14 protein-coding genes are annotated in these 15,887 nt (G+C 72.5%); 6 read left to right on the top strand and 8 right to left on the bottom strand.

The features are described from left to right. Positions 1-137: 137 nt before the first annotated feature. From GUY61_RS21850 to GUY61_RS21840, 3 genes are read right to left on the bottom strand one after another with little or no spacing between them, the layout of a single operon-like run. On the bottom strand, positions 138-752 hold the full coding sequence (locus GUY61_RS21850) for a TetR/AcrR family transcriptional regulator (RefSeq protein WP_166631917.1): 615 nt from the start codon (positions 750-752) through the stop codon (positions 138-140). 47 nt (positions 753-799) lie between these two features. After that, positions 800-2,884, bottom strand: a complete 2,085-nt coding sequence (locus tag GUY61_RS21845; protein ID WP_166631916.1) for a YhgE/Pip domain-containing protein — start codon at positions 2,882-2,884, stop codon at positions 800-802. Continuing rightward, entirely contained in the window at positions 2,856-3,761 is a 906-nt protein-coding gene (locus tag GUY61_RS21840) for an ATP-binding cassette domain-containing protein (protein WP_166631915.1), read from the bottom strand. Before GUY61_RS21840 ends, GUY61_RS21845 begins: the two co-directional genes overlap by 29 nt. A gap of 427 nt (positions 3,762-4,188) precedes the next feature. On the opposite strand from GUY61_RS21840, the gene GUY61_RS21835 reads away from it, so the two are divergent. Beyond that, a complete protein-coding gene (locus tag GUY61_RS21835; RefSeq protein ID WP_166631914.1) occupies positions 4,189-5,118 on the top strand; it encodes a DUF5996 family protein in 930 nt (309 codons plus the stop codon). Between the two features lie 85 nt (positions 5,119-5,203). Here GUY61_RS21835 and GUY61_RS21830 read toward each other — a convergent pair whose 3' ends face one another. Then, positions 5,204-5,602: a VOC family protein gene (locus GUY61_RS21830; RefSeq protein ID WP_398956407.1), complete on the bottom strand. Its 399-nt coding sequence runs from the start codon at positions 5,600-5,602 to the stop codon at positions 5,204-5,206. Positions 5,603-5,829: 227 nt separating this feature from the next. Between GUY61_RS21830 and GUY61_RS21825 the strand changes: the two genes are divergently transcribed. The 3 genes from GUY61_RS21825 (at position 5,830) to GUY61_RS21815 (ending at position 7,928) form a co-directional block, all read left to right on the top strand. After that, positions 5,830-6,387 (top strand): SAV_6107 family HEPN domain-containing protein, encoded by a 558-nt coding sequence (locus GUY61_RS21825; RefSeq protein WP_208106293.1) that lies wholly within the window; start codon positions 5,830-5,832, stop codon positions 6,385-6,387. A 92-nt stretch (positions 6,388-6,479) separates the two neighbouring features. Then, the gene (locus tag GUY61_RS21820; RefSeq protein WP_166631913.1) at positions 6,480-7,238 is read left to right on the top strand and encodes a methyltransferase domain-containing protein; all 759 of its coding nucleotides are present in this window, start codon (positions 6,480-6,482) and stop codon (positions 7,236-7,238) included. 294 nt (positions 7,239-7,532) lie between these two features. After that, the gene (locus GUY61_RS21815) at positions 7,533-7,928 is read left to right on the top strand and encodes a DUF3040 domain-containing protein (protein ID WP_166631912.1); all 396 of its coding nucleotides are present in this window, start codon (positions 7,533-7,535) and stop codon (positions 7,926-7,928) included. Positions 7,929-8,206: 278 nt separating this feature from the next. On the opposite strand, the gene GUY61_RS21810 is transcribed toward GUY61_RS21815, so the two are convergent. From GUY61_RS21810 to GUY61_RS21795, 4 genes are all read right to left on the bottom strand, one after another. Next, entirely contained in the window at positions 8,207-10,603 is a 2,397-nt protein-coding gene (locus GUY61_RS21810; protein WP_166631911.1) for a DUF3488 and transglutaminase-like domain-containing protein, read from the bottom strand. Next, positions 10,603-11,985 carry a DUF58 domain-containing protein gene (locus tag GUY61_RS21805; protein ID WP_166631910.1) on the bottom strand — a complete coding sequence of 461 codons (1,383 nt, stop codon included), beginning with the start codon at positions 11,983-11,985 and terminating at the stop codon, positions 10,603-10,605. Before GUY61_RS21805 ends, GUY61_RS21810 begins: the two co-directional genes overlap by 1 nt. After that, on the bottom strand, positions 11,985-13,061 hold the full coding sequence (locus GUY61_RS21800) for a MoxR family ATPase (RefSeq protein ID WP_166631909.1): 1,077 nt from the start codon (positions 13,059-13,061) through the stop codon (positions 11,985-11,987). The genes GUY61_RS21805 and GUY61_RS21800 overlap by 1 nt, the downstream gene beginning before the upstream one ends. Before the next feature lie 228 nt (positions 13,062-13,289). After that, positions 13,290-13,850 carry a carbonic anhydrase gene (locus tag GUY61_RS21795; protein WP_243766646.1) on the bottom strand — a complete coding sequence of 187 codons (561 nt, stop codon included), beginning with the start codon at positions 13,848-13,850 and terminating at the stop codon, positions 13,290-13,292. A 464-nt stretch (positions 13,851-14,314) separates the two neighbouring features. On the opposite strand from GUY61_RS21795, the gene rsmH reads away from it, so the two are divergent. Further along, positions 14,315-15,265, top strand: coding sequence for a 16S rRNA (cytosine(1402)-N(4))-methyltransferase RsmH (rsmH, locus tag GUY61_RS21790; protein ID WP_243766645.1), 951 nt, complete (start codon positions 14,315-14,317; stop codon positions 15,263-15,265). Beyond that, positions 15,265-15,864 (top strand): septum formation initiator family protein, encoded by a 600-nt coding sequence (locus GUY61_RS21785; protein ID WP_166631907.1) that lies wholly within the window; start codon positions 15,265-15,267, stop codon positions 15,862-15,864. The genes rsmH and GUY61_RS21785 overlap by 1 nt, the downstream gene beginning before the upstream one ends. Positions 15,865-15,887 lie beyond the last annotated feature (23 nt).

The raw sequence follows: 15,887 nt of genomic DNA, 5'->3' as shown, positions 1-15,887 counted from the left end.
GAACGGGGGGAGCACGGGGGACGCGCAGGCCCGGTGCGGCTCGAGGGGGATCGAGCCGCACCGGGCCTGCGTGCGTCCGGTGTCCCCGACCCGCCTGCGCCACGCCGCGGCTCCTCACGGGGCCGTTGCGGGGCGGCCTACCGCCGGTCGCCCGTCACCCGGCCCTGCAGCAGGCGCGACAGAGCCGCGTGCACCTCGTCGATGGAGCGCTCGCGCTGGAAGGCCTGCCAGTCGAGGGCCGCCATCAGCACCATGCCGACGAGCGCGGCGGCCGTCAGCGGAATGTCGATCTCCTCGCTGAGTTCGCCTCTTCGGACGGCCTCCCTGAGCACGTTCTCGACCACGGCCACGACCTGCTGCCGCACCACCAGGAGGGTCGACTGCCAGGCACGGTTGGTGCGCCACAGCTCGGCCACGTACAGCTGGGTGAAGGCCGGGTAGCGGTCGATGAAGACCAGGCCCGCCCTGATCATCGCGTCGAGCGCGTCGACCTGGCTGCCGCCGCGTTCCGCCGTCTCGTCCGCGGCGTTCTGCAGCGAGGCGGTGAGCAGTCCCACGCCATGTCGCAGCAACTCCTCGAAGAGCACGGTCTTGCTGGCGAAGTTGTAGTACACCGTGCCCTTCGCGACCCCCGCCCGTTCCGCGATCTCCTCCACCGTGGTGGAGGAGAAACCCTGTTCGGCGATGAGGGTCACCGCGGCCTCGTAGAGCTTCTGCCTGGTCGCCTGACGGCGGGTGCTGCTGCTGTCCATGGCCCTGATTCTCACAGGATTCCGCGCGGTCCTGGCCGCGTGTCCGCTCACAGGCTCAGCTCCGGATGCAGTCGGTCGAACGTCCACACCTGCTTGCGGCGCGCGGACAGGGCGGTCAGGGCCAGGGCGCCCGCCGTGAAGGCGAGCAGCACGGCGCTGCCCTGCCAGACCGGAGCGAGCGAGCCGCCGCTGATGAGCCTGCGCAGCCCCTCGACGACGTAAGTCATCGGCAGGAAGGGGTGGATGGCGTTGAAGAACCCCGGGCTGGTCTGCACGGGATAGGTGCCGCCCGCCGAGGTCAGCTGGAGCATCAGCAGGGCCAGCACCAGGATCCGGCCCGCCGCGCCGAAGCGGGCGTTCAGCCACTGGACGATCGCCGCGAAGCAGCCGGTGACCAGGACCAGGAAGGCCGGCGTCCCCGCCGCCCTGGCCATGTGCAGACCCAGCCCCCAGTGCAGCACACCGAGCAGCGCGGCCGTCTGGACCACGCCCAGGGCGGCGACCGGCAGCCAGCCGGCCAGCGCTATGCGCCAGGCGGAGGACCCGGCGGCGAGGGCGCGCCGGTTGAGCGGCTGGATCAGCATGTACGCCACCATGGCACCCACCCACAGGGAGAGCGGGATGAAGTACGGGGCGAAGCCGGTGCCGTAGTTGGGCGCCTTGTGCAGGGACTGCGAGGCCAGCCGGACCGGGTCGGCCATCACCTCCGTACGGGCGTCGCGGTCCCGCTTGTCGTAGTCGGGGATCTTCGCGGCCCCGTCGTGCAGACCACCGGCCAGGTCGGCGGATCCGTCGACGAGCCGGTACAGGCCGCCGTCCAGGTCGCCGGCGCCCGCCTTCAGGCGGCCCAGCCCGGAGTCGAGGTCCGCCGAGCCGGTCTTGGCCTTCGTCACTCCCGAGTGGACCTGCTCGGCGCCCTTGGCGACCTTCTGGGCGCCGTCGTCGAGTTCGTTGATCTTGGCCACGGCGGATTCGAGGTCCTCGTCGAGGCGGGGTGCGCGGTCGGCGAGAGCCTGCGCCTGCTTCTGCAGGGTCGCGACACGGCGGTCGAGGGTGTCGATGGCACCCTCGTTGTCCTTCACCAGCGCGCTGACGTCCTCCGCGACGGTCGCCGCCTGCGCGGCCTCCGTCTTCGCCGTCCTCAGCTTCTCGCAGCCCGCGTCCGGGACGGCGGTGTCCACGCAGAGCTCCCGGTAGACGGAGTCGAGGGCGTCGGAGGCCTCGCGCAGCCGGGTGGCCGCGGCGGGCGCCCGCTCGGCGACGGTGTCGAGGTTGTCGCGGATCGCGCCCGCCGAGTCGGCGACCAGCTGGGCGGTGTCCCCGATGTGCTTCCCGTTGTCCTTCAGGAACGGGCGCACTCTGTCCGCCGCCCCGTCGACCTTGTCGGCGAGCGTCTCGGTGCCGGCGGCGACCTGCGCAGCGCCGGACTCCAGGTCCGCGGCGCCCTTGTCGAGCTTCTTCAGGCCGCCGGAGAGACTGCCGCTGCCCTCCTTGGCCTCCTCGAGGCCGTCCGCGAGGTCCTTGGAGCCCTTCTTCGCCTTTCCGAGGCCGCCTTCCAGCTTGTCGGCGCCCTTGGCCGCCTTCTCGGTGGCCCCGTGGATGTCGGAGAAGGAGACATAGATCTTGTCGAGGAAGGACCGGGACGTCTTGGTGGAGGCCGCCGATCGCACCTCGGAGAAGACCGTCCGGGAGATCTGGCCGACGATGTAGTTGTTGGCGTCGTTCGTACGCACCTGAAGGGCGCCGGTCTCGGGGGAGTCCCCGGAACTGGACGCGATCCGCTCGCTGAAGTCGGAGGGCATGGTCAGGGACAGGTAGTAGGTGCCGTCCTCCACGCCCTCACGGGCCTCCCGCGCGCTCACCTCGTGCCATTCGAAGGTCTCGCTGTCCAGGAGGTTCTCGGCGATCGTGGAGCCGGCGGCGAGCTTCTCGCCGTCGACCTTTGCACCCTTGTCGGCGTTGACCAGGGCCGCGGGGATACGGTCGAGCCGACTGTAGGGGTCCCAGAACGACCAGAGGTAGAGGGCGCCGTACAGCAGGGGCAGCAGCAGGAGGGCGACGAGCGCGGCGCGCGGCAGCCTTCCCCGGCCGAAACGCCTGAGCTCAAGCGCGGCCAGCCTCGGCGAGTGCATTCTCCGCCCTTCCCTTCGTGGTCGCCTCGGCCCTGTCGGCCCTGTTGTCGGTGTGGGCTCTGTCGGCCCCGCTGTCGGTGTCGGCCGTGCCGGTGTCGCCCGTGCCGGCTTCCGTGCCGTCCGGCCCGGTGGGACCGGTCCCGCAGGCATCGGTGTTCTCGGTCTCCTCGGCGGCCGGCGACGGCGCCGGTCGCACCCGCAGCGCGTCCTCGGCCGCCTCGCTGCACACGGCGAGCACGGTCGTGCCCCCCGCGGTCACCGACCGCAGCATGTCCCAGGCCGCCTCCCGTTCGGCGTCGGACAGCTTGAGGTCGAGGTCGTCCACGGCCAGGAGCCGCGGGGAGCCGATCAGGGCGAGGGCCACCGACAGTCGCAGCGACTCCAGTCGCTCCAGGTCGTGCACCCGGGTACGGGAGCCCTTGGGGAGTGAGCCGACGTCGAGCCCCGCGGTCGTCAGAGCCGTGCCGACGCGTTCCCGGGTCTGCGCGAAACGCTCCTCGCGCGACCTGAACAGCGACCTGACCGGACCGCCGAACCGACGCTGGAGCAGGGCACGTTCGCGCAGGTGCTCGGCGACCGACAGTGAGGGTTCGAGATCGGTGACCCCCGGCACATGGGCGAGGCCGCTGATCCGCCGCACCGCGGCCATGTGCTTGGGCAGTCGCAGCCCGCCGGTCTCCGCGGATCCCTCGGTGGGACGCATCCGCCCGGTGAGGGCCAGCAGCAGACATGTCCGGCCGGACCCCGACTGCCCCTCGACGGCGATCAGGGCCCCGGGCGCCGCCTCGAAACCGATGTCCCGGAATGCCCAGCCGCGCGGGCCGCGCAGCCCGAGGCCGCGGGCGGAGATCCCCGCCCCCTGCGGATCGCTCTCCATGAACCGCCCCCTCAAGTTTTTGAACTGACTGGTCAGTTCAAAAGCTACCACCGACCCCACCGGTGAGGGAAAGCCGCAGTGTCCGGTCCCCGTGGACCTGGCGAGCCCGGCCCTTCCCCCGCTCGGCCGCGTGCTGCGGGGCGCCGATCAACGGGTTCGTACGTGGACGCCCTTCTGCCTTGCGATGCAACTCGGTCAAGGAACCGAGGCGGAACGTGACCAGCGAGTGGAGGGCGCTGAACGCCGAGTGCCGAAGGCCGATCCGGGCCGATCCCGAAGACACGCCCAGGCGACCGGGGCAGTGCCGCGCGCGAACGCTGATATGCGTTCCGGGGTCGAGGTGCCGCACCTGTCCGGCGTGGTCATCATGGTTGTCCGAGGCCCCGTCCGGCATCAGGAGTGCTGGGCGGAGAGGAAGGTGATGACGATGGAGCTGTTCCCACCGATCCCGCTCGCCGAGTGGCGCGACACCAAAGAGACAGTCCATCGCTTTGCGCAGATCGTCGGGAAGGTCCGCCTCGCCGCCGGCGCCCGACGTAACCACTGGTGGAATGTCCCGTTCCATCTAACGGGGCGCGGCATCACCACTCGCCCGATGGGACAGGTCGACGGCAATCCGATCTTCACGATGGACTTCGACTTCGTCGGACATCAGCTGCTTGTCTCCACTCTGGACGGTAGGCAGATTTCCCTCCCGCTCATCGGCCAGTCGGTGGCGTCCTTCCACGATGCGGTCATGGCCTTGCTGGCTGCGCTGGGCGTCCGGGTGCGACTCGACGTACCCAGGCCCTTCGACCTGCCCGACGCCGGCCGGCCGTTCGCCGAGGACACCGAGCACGCGACCTACGATCCCCCGCAGGCCAACCGGTACTGGCGGGTGCTCAGCCAAGTGGCGTCAGTACTGGAAGAATTCGCCGCAGGGTATTCGGGGAAGGTCAGCCCGGTACACCACTTCTGGCACACCTTCGACATCGCCCACAGCCGGTTCTCCGGACGTCACGTCGAGCAGCCTGCGCAGATCGACCCGGTAACCCGGGAGGCGTACTCCCGGGAGGTGATCAGCTTCGGCTTCTGGTTCGGGGACGACACCTTCCCCGAGCCCGCGTTCTACTCCTACACCGCCCCGGAGCCCGCGCACCTGGCCGAGGAGTCGCTCCGGCCCGCAGCGGCACGCTGGATCGCCCGGGGCAACAGCCACCTTGCCGTGCTGCGGTACGACGAAGTCCGTACCGAGACCGACCCGCGTGCTGCCGTACTCGCCTTCTACGAGAGCGCGTACCAGGCCGGCGCCGGGCGCGCCGGCTGGGAGATCGAGCAGATGGCATGCCCTGGCGGGGTGACGGACCCGCAACTGTGAACCCGCGGGCCCGGCGCCGCGTCCGGCTGACGCCCGCACACCGCCGCGGCCCGGCCGTCGGCGTGGTCACGGCGGCACCCCCCGGTCAGGGGTGGGTGCGCGCCGGCACGCCCTGGAGCAGCCCCGTTGCCCGGCCCGCCTCGATGAGGTATCCGTCCGGATCGCGCATGCAGCAGCGCAGCTCCGCACGGCGGTCGATGGGCGGGGTGAGAACTCCGCTCCCTTCGCGACGGCCGCGGCGTGGAAGCGGTGGATGTCGGCCACCCGCACATTCAGGAAGCTGGAGGCGGTGCGGGGGTTCCGGGGGCGCGGCACGACATCCGGCTTGTCGTCGGTGGCCGCCGCCCCGGTTCATGTTGATCCAGCTGTTGGCGACCTTGATGATGCGGGGATTCTCGTCCAGCACCACCTGTCCCCCCAGCACGTCGGCGTAGAACGCCCGGGAGCGCGGCACATCGGAGACGGTGAGAAAGTGCGCGAGCACCAGGTCCTCGGCCGGCGCAGGAAGATCGTCCGGGTTCAGAGCGTGTGATCACCGAGGCGGCGAGCCCAGGACCCGCCCGGTGATCACGGTGAGCCGCAGCTCAGGAAACGGTCCTCTCGCCACCTCCGCTCGGAAAGAACAAGCAGGTAGGAGCGGATTGTCAGTGGCATACCCGACGATGGGCACATACGGCCACAGTGCCGTCACACGACGACAGGAGGTTCGTCATGGCCCGCACTCCCGCAGCCGCCGCCCGCCGCGGCCGCGCCACAGGCCCTGCCCCCTCACTGACCGGTCCCGCGAGCGACGTCCACCCCGTGCTGCGCCGAGCGACTGCGCCGCCCGCGGCCCTCGAACTGCTCGCCCAGGCCCGCCGCGGCATCGAGGAGGCGGCCGTCATGGAAACCGCCAACGAGCGCTACGCCACGGCCCACCTCGCCGCCCTGCGTACCGCCGCCGCCGTGCTCGCCGTCCGGGGGCGCCCGGAGACCAGCCCCCGGCGCAGGCAGCGGATAAGGAGCGCCTGGGAGGTGCTCCCCGAGATAGCACCGGAACTCGCCGAATGGAGCGCCCTGTTCGCCGCGGGCGCGCAGCGCAGGGCCCGTGCCGAGGCGGGCATAGCGGGCGCGGCCGGCTGGCGTGACGCCGACGACCTCGTCCGGGACGCCGGGATGTTCCTGCGCCTGGTCGAACGGATGCTGGCGCTCCAGCCCGCGCTGCCCCAGCCGCGGGCCGAGCGGTGGCCCGTCGAGGGGGAGGAGGCCGAGCGGCCGGACGCCGGATGACGGTGCGTGCGGCCGGAACGAATAGGGTGGGGACGCGTTCACCGTTCGAGTCCCGCCGCACGCGGCGGCACCGCGCCGAGGAGTCAACTGCCGTGTCGGAACCGATGCGCCCCCGCGCCTCCCTTCGTACCGCCGTGGTCTGGGAGGTCCTCAAGGACGCTCTCGACCAGCGGGTCAAGGCGAGCGGGCGGGACGTCCTCGATGTGCTCGACACCGGCGGCGGCACCGGGAAGTTCGCGGTGCCCGTGGCCAGGCTCGGGCATCGCGTCACCGTTGTCGACCCCAGCCCCAACGCGCTGTTCGGCCTCGAGCGCAGGACCGCGGAGGCCGGGGTGGCCGACCGCGTCAAGGGCGTCCAGGGCGATGTCCACGGCCTCTTCGACGTCGTGGAGCGCGGCGGGTACGACGTGGTGCTCTGCCACGGCGTCCTGGAGTACGTCGACGACCCGGCGGAGGACCTCCGCAACGCCGCCGCCGCGCTGCGCGAGTCGGGCACGCTCAGCCTGCTCGTGGCGTGCGTGGGCGGCGCCGTGCTCGCCAGGGCGCTCGCGGGCCACTTCACCGAGGCCCGGCAGGCGCTCACGGACCCGGACGGCCGGTGGGGCGCGGGGGACCCGATGCCGCGCCGCTTCACCGCGGAGCAGCTCACCGAGCTGGTCGGCGGAGCCGGTCTGGAGGTCGGGCCGGTCCACGGCGTACGGATCTTCGCCGACCTGGTCCCGGGAGCCCTGGTGGACACCGAGCCCGGCGCCGTCGAGGCGCTTCTGAAGCTGGAGGAGGCGGCCGCGGAGCTGCCGGCCTTCCACTCGGTCGCCACGCAGCTGCACGTCCTGGGCGAGAAGCGGGGCTGAGCGGGCCCGCACAAGGAGCCCGCGCATGCGCGCTGCGGGCCTGATCAGGGCTGCCCTGGCGGATGGAGTACGCCACAGCACCCCCGTTCGGGCGTGTCGCCCCGTATGATCTAAGGAGACCGTGCGGCATGACGGAACGGCCACCGGGGAATCAACCCCCCGTGACCGTGCCGACATGGCGGCCCGGAATGGCGAATTGGCGTAGAGGGGCGGGTTTCACGGGGGCGATTCCCTGCCTATCCTGAAAGGGTCGCACCCCGGTCGCCCCCCGCGACCGACGAGTAGGAGGACTCCGTGCCGCTCTCGGAGCACGAGCAGCGAATGCTCGAGCAGATGGAGCGAGCGCTGTACGCCGAAGACCCCAAGTTCGCGACAGCGCTTGAGGGAAGCGGGCTGCGTACGTACACCCGGCGACGGGTCTACCAGGCGGTCGCAGGCTTTCTTGTGGGTATCGCGCTCCTCATGGCCGGAATGGTCGCGCAGCAGATCTGGGTCAGCGTGGTGGGTTTCCTCGTCATGCTCGGCTGCGCGGTGCTCGCGGTCACCGGTTGGCGCAAGGCGCCCAAACCGGGTGAGCAGGGTGCAGCGACGACCGGCCCGGCGGCCGGTCGCGGCCCCCGGCAACGTCGGTCCATGATGGACCGCATCGAACAGCGGTGGCAGCGCCGTCGCGACGAGCAGGGTCATTGAAGCGACCTCTCGACCGAACTGAATGAGGGGTGACCGCCGCCCGGCGGTCACCCCTCAGCCATGCCCGCGCTTCTTCCCGCGCTTTCCCGCGCTCTTCCCGTGCCCGTCCCGCCTCGCCACCCGCTCCGGGCCGGCGCCGTACGGCGCCGGCCCTCTGCCGGTCGGCGGGGCTGACCGCAGCGGCCTCGGCAGCGGCCTGCGGCGGCCACCAGAGGTGCGGCGCCGAATCCCCCCGCTCCTCGGTGGGCGGGGGGATCCGGCGAGGCCAGGGACCGGAGTCAGCCGTCGTTCGGGCGGCGGCGGAGAAGCGCCGGCGGCCAGGACGGCATCGCGGCGGACACGCGGGCGGAGAGGCCGGCCCAGCGGTCGGTGAGGACCCACATCACCCGGACAGCGGAGCGAGGGGCGAACAGCGCCCGGATCCGCGTCGTCCGGCTCAGCCCCGCTCCCAGCGCCACCCGCGCGTGGTGGACGTCCTGGGCGAGTCCCGCGGCCGGCTGGGGCCGTGGCGCGTACAGCACCTGCTCCACCGCGGCCGCCACCCGGTGCACGGACTCCGCCATCACCGGGTCGAGATGCCCGATGCGGACGATCCGCGCGGCAGCCTTCCTCGGCGTCAGGGACTCGTCCGGCAGGATGCCGTAGTCCCAGGCGGTGTCCGTCAGCTCGTCCCACGCCGCCAGCGTGCGATCCCCCGGCCCTGTCTCGGCCAGCCGCCCGGAGCGCGTCCTGATCCGCCACAGCATCGGCAGCAGCGGCAGTCCCAGGATCAGCAGGACGGCCACTCCCACCCAGCCGATCAGCGCCCAGTCGGTCCCGTTCCCGGTGGGGCCGGCTCCCGACTGCACGGCGGACGGACAGGCGTCGATCCGCTTCATCTCCGGCGTGCAGCCGTCCGTCGGCGTGGCCGAGGCCTCCGCCTCCGGGGCGGCCGACGCGCTCGACTCGGGTGCCGTCGGAGCGCTGGGCTGCCCGACCGGTGCCTCCTCGCGCGTGTAGTCCGGCGTGGAACCCCGGGTGGGGGTCGGCTCGAACCGGGTCCAGCCCACGCCCTCGAAGTACAGCTCGGGCCAGGCATGGGCGTCCCGCAGCCCGACCGACATGGTGCCGTCCGACCGCGCCGAGCCGGGGGTGAAGCCCACCGCCACCCGGGCCGGAATGCCCAGCGTCCTGGCCATCGCGGCCATGGAGAACGAGAAGTGGACGCAGAAGCCCTGCTTCTGCTTCAGGAAGCGGCTGATCGCCGCCGTCCCGCTGCCCGCCTCCACCTCGGTGTCGTACGTGAAATCGCCCTCCCTGGCGAACCAGTCCTGCAGTTTCACCGCGCGCTCGTAGTTGTCGTCGGCGCCCCTGGTGACCTTCAGCGCCGTGGTCCGCACATCGACCGGCAGCGAGTCCGGGACGTCGGTGTACTCGCGCCGGAGTGAGGGGTCCGGGTCCGGCGCGGCGGCCAGCTGTTCGGCGGTGGGCTCCACGGTCAGGCTGCTGACCGTGTACTCCGCGCCGCGCGTGGTCTGTCCGCTGTCCCCGACGAGGGTCCGCCCGACCGGCTCGAAGCGCCACCGCCCGTCGATGTCCACCCTGGTCGCCGGATACGGCATCGGCAGCCAGTTCTGCGCGTACCAGTCGGCGGCGGAGATGCTGGTCCTCACCTGGCTGGTCCTGACGTCGGCGCTGAGCCCCGGGGTCTGCGGGAAGACCGTGGGCACGTCCTCGATGCGCCGCTCCGAGGGCTTCCACGCGGTGCCGTCGAACTGGTCCAGGGAGACGATCCGCAGGTACATGTCCTGCGTTTGCTCGCTGGTGGTCCTGTACGTGAGGACCTCCCGGTCCTCGGGCTGGTTCAGGCTGTTCTGGAGCGAGACCAGCGGGTTCACCGCGGAGATCGTGCCGCCGCCGGGACCCGACCCGGAGCCGCTGCCCGTGCCGCCCAGCAGTCCGCCGTCCAGGGCGGGCAGCGCCGCGGGCACCACCAGGGCGATGCCCAGCGCCATCACGCCGATGCGCCGGCCGGTGCGGACCGGGGCCAGTGCCGGGCGGCCGCTCTGCAGCCCCGCCGACGAGCGCAGGGGGCCACGGGGAGCCCCGCCGAAGACCCGCCCCCACTGGGAGAGCCGGTCCCGGCCCTCGGCAAGCAGCAGCAGCAGGTATCCCACGGCTGCCAGCACGAACCACAGCCAGCTCGCGCCGTCGGAGAGGCCCGCCGCCACGGAGTACAGCGCGAGCAGCGGAAGCCCGGCCGGCGCCGCGCTGCGGAAGGTGACCGCCAGCGCGTCCACCGCGAGTCCGATCACCAGGACCCCGCCGACGAGCATCAGCCGGATGCCGTCCGTGGCGGGCGCGGGTATCGCGTACCGGCTGACGTCGTCGCCGCCCTCGGCGAGAAGCTGGCCGAACTCGCGGAAGACGTCGGGGCCGGGCAGCAGCCCGGCCGGCGCCTGCTCACGGGCGAAGGCCGTCGTCAGGAGGAGCAGGCCCACCACGGCCTGCGCCAGCACGGTCAGCGGCCTGGCCAGGGGCACCCGCCGGGCCAGCGCCCCGACACCGGCCAGGATCGCCAGCAGGAAGCCGGCCTGCACGATCCAGCCCGTGGGCTCGACCAGTGGCAGCAGGGCGCACGCCGCGAACATCGTCGCCGCGTAGGCGCACAGCGCCAGCCTCGCGTGTCCGCTCATCACCATTCCCCCGTTGCCCGTCCGCCCGCGGCCGCCGCCCCGGTGCGCTGCTGGTCGGCCTGCCGCCACAGGTCCGCCGCCGAGGCCCCGGGCGGGGCGGCCAGCGCCGTCCAGCCGGCCTCGCGCAGCATCCGCAGCCGTTCCTCCAGGAGCTCCGAGGAGCCGCTGCCGCCCCGCGTCCAGGCGTCGCCGTCCAGGAGGAAGGCCACCGCGAAGCCGGTGCGCTGCCGCATCCTGGCGACCACCGCCGCCTGCTCCTCGTCCAGGGCCCCGAGGAACGCGACGAGCAGGCCTTCGTTGCCGCCGCGCAGCACGTCGTAGGCGCGGGACAGGCCCGCGCCGTCGGAGTGGTCGATGACCGCGAGGGTCTCCATCATCAGGCCGGCCGCCTCCGCGGACTCCTGGGTGGCGCCGCCGAGACCGCCGGCGAAGCCTCCCGAGCCCTCGCCCGGCACCGAGTCGCCGGTGTCCGTGAGCAGCCGCACGGAGAAGCCCCGCTCCAGCATGTGCACCGTCACGGAGGCGGAGGCCGAGACCGCCCACTCGAAGGCGGAGTCCGGGCCCGCGCCCCGGTGGGCGATCCGCCGGGTGTCCAGCAGAACCGTGCAGCGGGCCCGCTGGGGCTGCTCCTCGCGGCGCACCATCAGCTCGCCGTACCGCGCCGTGGAGCGCCAGTGGACACGGCGCAGGTCGTCGCCGTACCGGTAGCCGCGCGGGATCACGTCGTCCTCGCCGGCCAGCGCCAGCGAGCGGTGCCGCCCGTCGCCGTACCCCTGGGCCTCTCCGGTCATCCTGACCGGGGGCAGCGGCTCCACCCGGGGGACCACGGTCAGCGTGTCGTAGGCGCTGAAGGACCGGGTGAGCTCGCACATCCCGAAGGGATCGGTCAGACGCAGTTGCAGGGGGCCCAGCGGATAGCGGCCGCGCAGGTCGGAGCGGACCCGGTAGGAGACCTCGCGGCGCCCGCCCGCCTCCACCCGGTCCAGCACGAAGCGGGGCCGGGGGCCGAGCACGTAGGGCACCCGGTCCTGGAGCATCAGCAGGCCGGTGGGCAGCCGGGAGACATTGTCCATCCGCAGGTGGACCCGGGCCTCGGAACCGGCCGGCACCCGGCCGGGCGTGAGCCGCCGGCTGGCCGCCACGCGGTACCGCGTGCGGTACAGCACGGCGACGCAGAGCAGCGGCAGCACGGCGAGCAGCAGCCCGACCCGCAGCAGGTCGCCCTGGCCCAGAACGTACGCGCAGACCGCGGCGGCCACCCCGGCGGCCAGGAAGGACCTGCCGCGGGTGGTCAGCCCGCCCAGCGCCGCCCGCAGCCCGCCCTTGTCGTCCTCGGCGTGCGAGGCGTTCGGCGGCACGTTTCCGGCGGACGTCGAGGACATCACAGCCTCCGGGCGCCCGGAGGCTGGTGGCCGTAGGCCGGGGAGGCGGGAGCGGCGGCACGCCCGGCGGCCGGACCTCCGCCCGCACTGACGGACGGACTGCCGGCCGGGGACGCGGCGGGCACCGGGGTGCGCTGCAGGATGTCGGCGACCACCTGCTCGGGGGTGCGGCGGTTCAGCTGCGCCTGGGCGGTCGGCAGCAGCCGGTGCGCCAGCACCGGCACCGCGAGGGCCTGGATGTCGTCGGGCAGCGCGAAGTCGCGGCCCTGCAGGGCGGCGGAGGCCTTCGCGGCCCGCAGCAGGTGCAGCGTCGCACGCGGCGAGGCGCCGAGTCTGAGGTCCGGGTGGCTGCGGGTGGCGGCCACCAGGTCCACGGCATAGCGCCGCACCGCTTCGGCCACATGCACCGAGCGGACGGCATCGATCAGCTTGACGACGTCATGGGCGTGCGCCACCGGCTGCAGGTCGTCGAGCGGCGAGACACCGCCGTGCACGTCGAGCATCTGCAACTCGGCCTCGGCGCTGGGGTAGCCGATCGAGACCCGGGCCATGAAGCGGTCCCGCTGCGCCTCGGGCAGGGGGTACGTGCCCTCCATCTCCACCGGGTTCTGCGTGGCCACCACCATGAAGGGGCTGGGCAGTTCGTACGTCTGGCCGTCGATGGTGACCTGGCGTTCCTCCATCGACTCCAGCAGCGCGGACTGTGTCTTGGGCGAGGCGCGGTTGATCTCGTCGCCGATCACGATCTGGGCGAAGATCGCGCCCGGCTTGAACTCGAAGTCGCGCCGCTGCTGGTCGTAGATGGACACGCCCGTGATGTCGGACGGCAGCAGGTCCGGAGTGAACTGGATGCGGCGCACGGAGCAGTCGATGGACCGCGCGAGTGCCTTCGCCAGCATGGTCTTCCCCACGCCGGGGACATCCTCGATCAGAAGATGTCCCTCGGCGAGCAGTACGGTCAGCGAAAGCCGTACGACCTCAGGCTTGCCCTCGATCACACCTTCCACCGAGCGGCGGACTCGCTCCGCTGTGGTGGTCAGGTCTGTGAGGCTCGCTCGATCGTCATAGGTCGTCACCCGGCCCTCCTCGGCCCGTTCTGTTCACGGGCCGAAGCCCGTCGAACGGCCCGGCCCACCCCGAAATACGGACAGCGCACCCGGAAGGTTCCGGCGGATGTCACAAGGGCATTCTTGTTGCCGTTACCGCTTCGTGTCACTCGCCTGTGGACAACTGGCGGCGCTATGACGGGTTTGCGGCGATTCCTCCAGCGATTTGGGAGGTATCCCGGCGGCCCCGGGGCGGCCTCAGCCTACGGGGTCGATCTCCCGCAGCAGTCCCGTCGTCACGTCGAACACGAATCCGCGTACGTCGTCGGTGTGCAGCAGGAAGGGCGAGGTGCGCACGCGGGCCATCGACTGGCGGACGTCCTGCTCGACGTCCCGGAAGGCCTCCACGGCCCAGACCGGCCGCTGCCCGACCTCCATCTCCAGCTCGTGCCGGAACTCCTCCGTCAGGTTCTCGAGACCGCAGCCGGTGTGGTGGACCAGCATGACGCTGCGGGTACCGAGGGCGCGCTGGCTGATGGTGAGGGAGCGGATCACGTCGTCCGTGACGACACCGCCGGCGTTGCGGATGGTGTGACAGTCGCCGAGCTCCAGGCCCAGCGCGGCGTGCAGGTCGAGGCGGGCGTCCATGCACGCCACGATGGCGACGCGCAGCACCGGGCGGGCGTCCGTCCCCGGGTCGGTGAACTCGGCGGCGTAGGCCCTGTTCGCCTCGACGAAGCGGTCGGTGACCGTGCCACCGGTACGAGCCGCGGACGCGGGCTCTGCGGGCAGGGGCGCGGAAGCGGCAGAAGTCGACATGTCTAAGACGGTAGTGGTCACCGTCCCGGGAGTCCCGCTGTGAGAGAGGACAAAGAACGTCAATGACGCTTGTTGTGACCTAATCCACAGGGGCTATTCGGATACCTCCGTACGAGTGTCATTTCTGCCGGGCGACGCGCAGGCCCGGTTGATTGACCGGGCGAATCGGTGGACTAAAGTGGCGCGAAATTCCCAGCGTGCGCGGGCGCGTACGTACGGCTCGGCCTCCTCCCGCTCAGGTCGGCCGGCGCCCCTTCCCCGGTGCCGGCGGACCGCACGCCCCTCCGGGGCGTCTCCCGGCGTCAGCCGGGGCGGGCGGCGGACCGGGCGGTGCGTGGCACCGCGCCGGACGAGAAGTGGGCAGCATGCGAGGGCGCGACGGAGACACTCCCGGGCAGGTTCCGGGGGAGCCTCCCCACCAGGGCGGCGGGAAACCGGGCGGCGAGACCCGGCACGTCCCCGTAATGCTCCGGCGCTGCCTGGACCTGCTGGCCCCCGCGCTCGAGGCGGATCCCCCCGGGGGCGGCCAACCGGTCGTCGTCGACTGCACCCTCGGCCTCGGCGGCCACAGCGAGGCACTGCTCTCCCGCTTCCCCGCGGTCCGGCTGATCGGCCTCGACCGTGACAAGGAGGCTCTGCGGCTGTCCGCCGAACGCCTCGCCCCCTACGGCGAGCGCGCCACGCTCGTGCACGCGGTCTACGACGATCTGCCCGAGGTCCTCGACCGGCTCGGCATCCGCGAGGTCCAGGGCGTCCTGTTCGACCTCGGCGTCTCCTCGATGCAGCTCGACGAGGCCGACCGCGGCTTCGCGTACGCCCAGGACGCGCCCCTCGACATGCGCATGGACCAGTCGGCCGGCATGAGCGCCGCCGAGGTCCTCAACACCTACCCGCCCGGCGAGCTGGTGCGGATCCTGCGCGCCTACGGCGAGGAGAAGCAGGCCAGACGCATCGTCGAGGCCGTCGTCCGGGAGCGGCAGAAGGAGCCGTTCACGCACAGCGCCCGGCTGGTCGAGGTGATCCGCGAGGCGCTGCCGCAGGCTGCCAAGCGAACCGGGGGCAACCCGGCCAAGCGCACCTTCCAGGCCCTGCGTATCGAGGTCAACGGCGAACTGGCGGTCCTGGAGCGGGCCGTCCCCGCCGCCGTCGCCCGCCTCGCCGTGGGCGGCCGGATCGCCGTCCTGTCGTACCACTCGCTCGAGGACCGGCTGGTCAAGCAGGTCTTCGCGGCAGGTGCCACCGCCACCGCGCCGCCGGGCCTCCCGGTCGTCCCCGAGCGCTACCAGCCCAGGCTGAAACTCCTCACCCGGGGTGCCGAACTCCCCACGGAGGAGGAGGTCGCCGAGAACCGGCGGGCCGCCCCCGCCCGGCTGCGGGGGGCGCAGCGCATCCGTGCGGAGGTCGTGGAGGACTGATGGCAGCGAAGGCCGGCACGACGCTGAAGGGCAGGGCCGCGCGGCTGTCGCGGCTGCTGCCCGCGACGGGACCGGCCACGGCCGCCCGCACCCCGTTCGTCCTGCTGGTCGTGGTGCTCCTCGGCGGCGGCCTGATCTCGTTGCTGCTGCTGAACACCTCCCTCAACCGGGGCTCCTTCCAGCTGGACGAGCTGCAGAAGGAGACCAGGGAGCTGACGGAGGAGGAACAGAGCCTCCAGCAGGAGGTGGACGCCTACTCGGCGCCCGAGGCGCTGGAGCGCCGCGCCCGCGAACTCGGAATGGTCCCGGGCGGCAGTCCCGCCTTCCTCGGACCCGACGGGACGGTACGGGGCCGGCCCAGCGCGGCACCGCCCGCGCCCACCTCGCAGGCCGTCGCACCGCTGACGCTGCCCGCACCGCTCCCCGCACCCTCGCCCACCGGAGCCGGCACCGGCACAGTCCCCGGCACCGGTACCGGCACAGTCCCCGGCACCGGTACCGGCACAGTCCCCGGCACCGAGCCGGGGCCGGGCCCCGGCACCGAGCCGGGGCCGGGCCCCGCCACGTCCTTCGCCGAACCGACGACCCCGCGCAGGTGACGCCGTGAGCCCCAAGGAACCCC

The sequence above is a fragment of the Streptomyces sp. GC420 genome (assembly GCF_009916105.1).
Lineage (GTDB): Bacteria > Actinomycetota > Actinomycetes > Streptomycetales > Streptomycetaceae > Streptomyces.
This window is presented reverse-complemented; position numbering and strand designations above follow the sequence as displayed.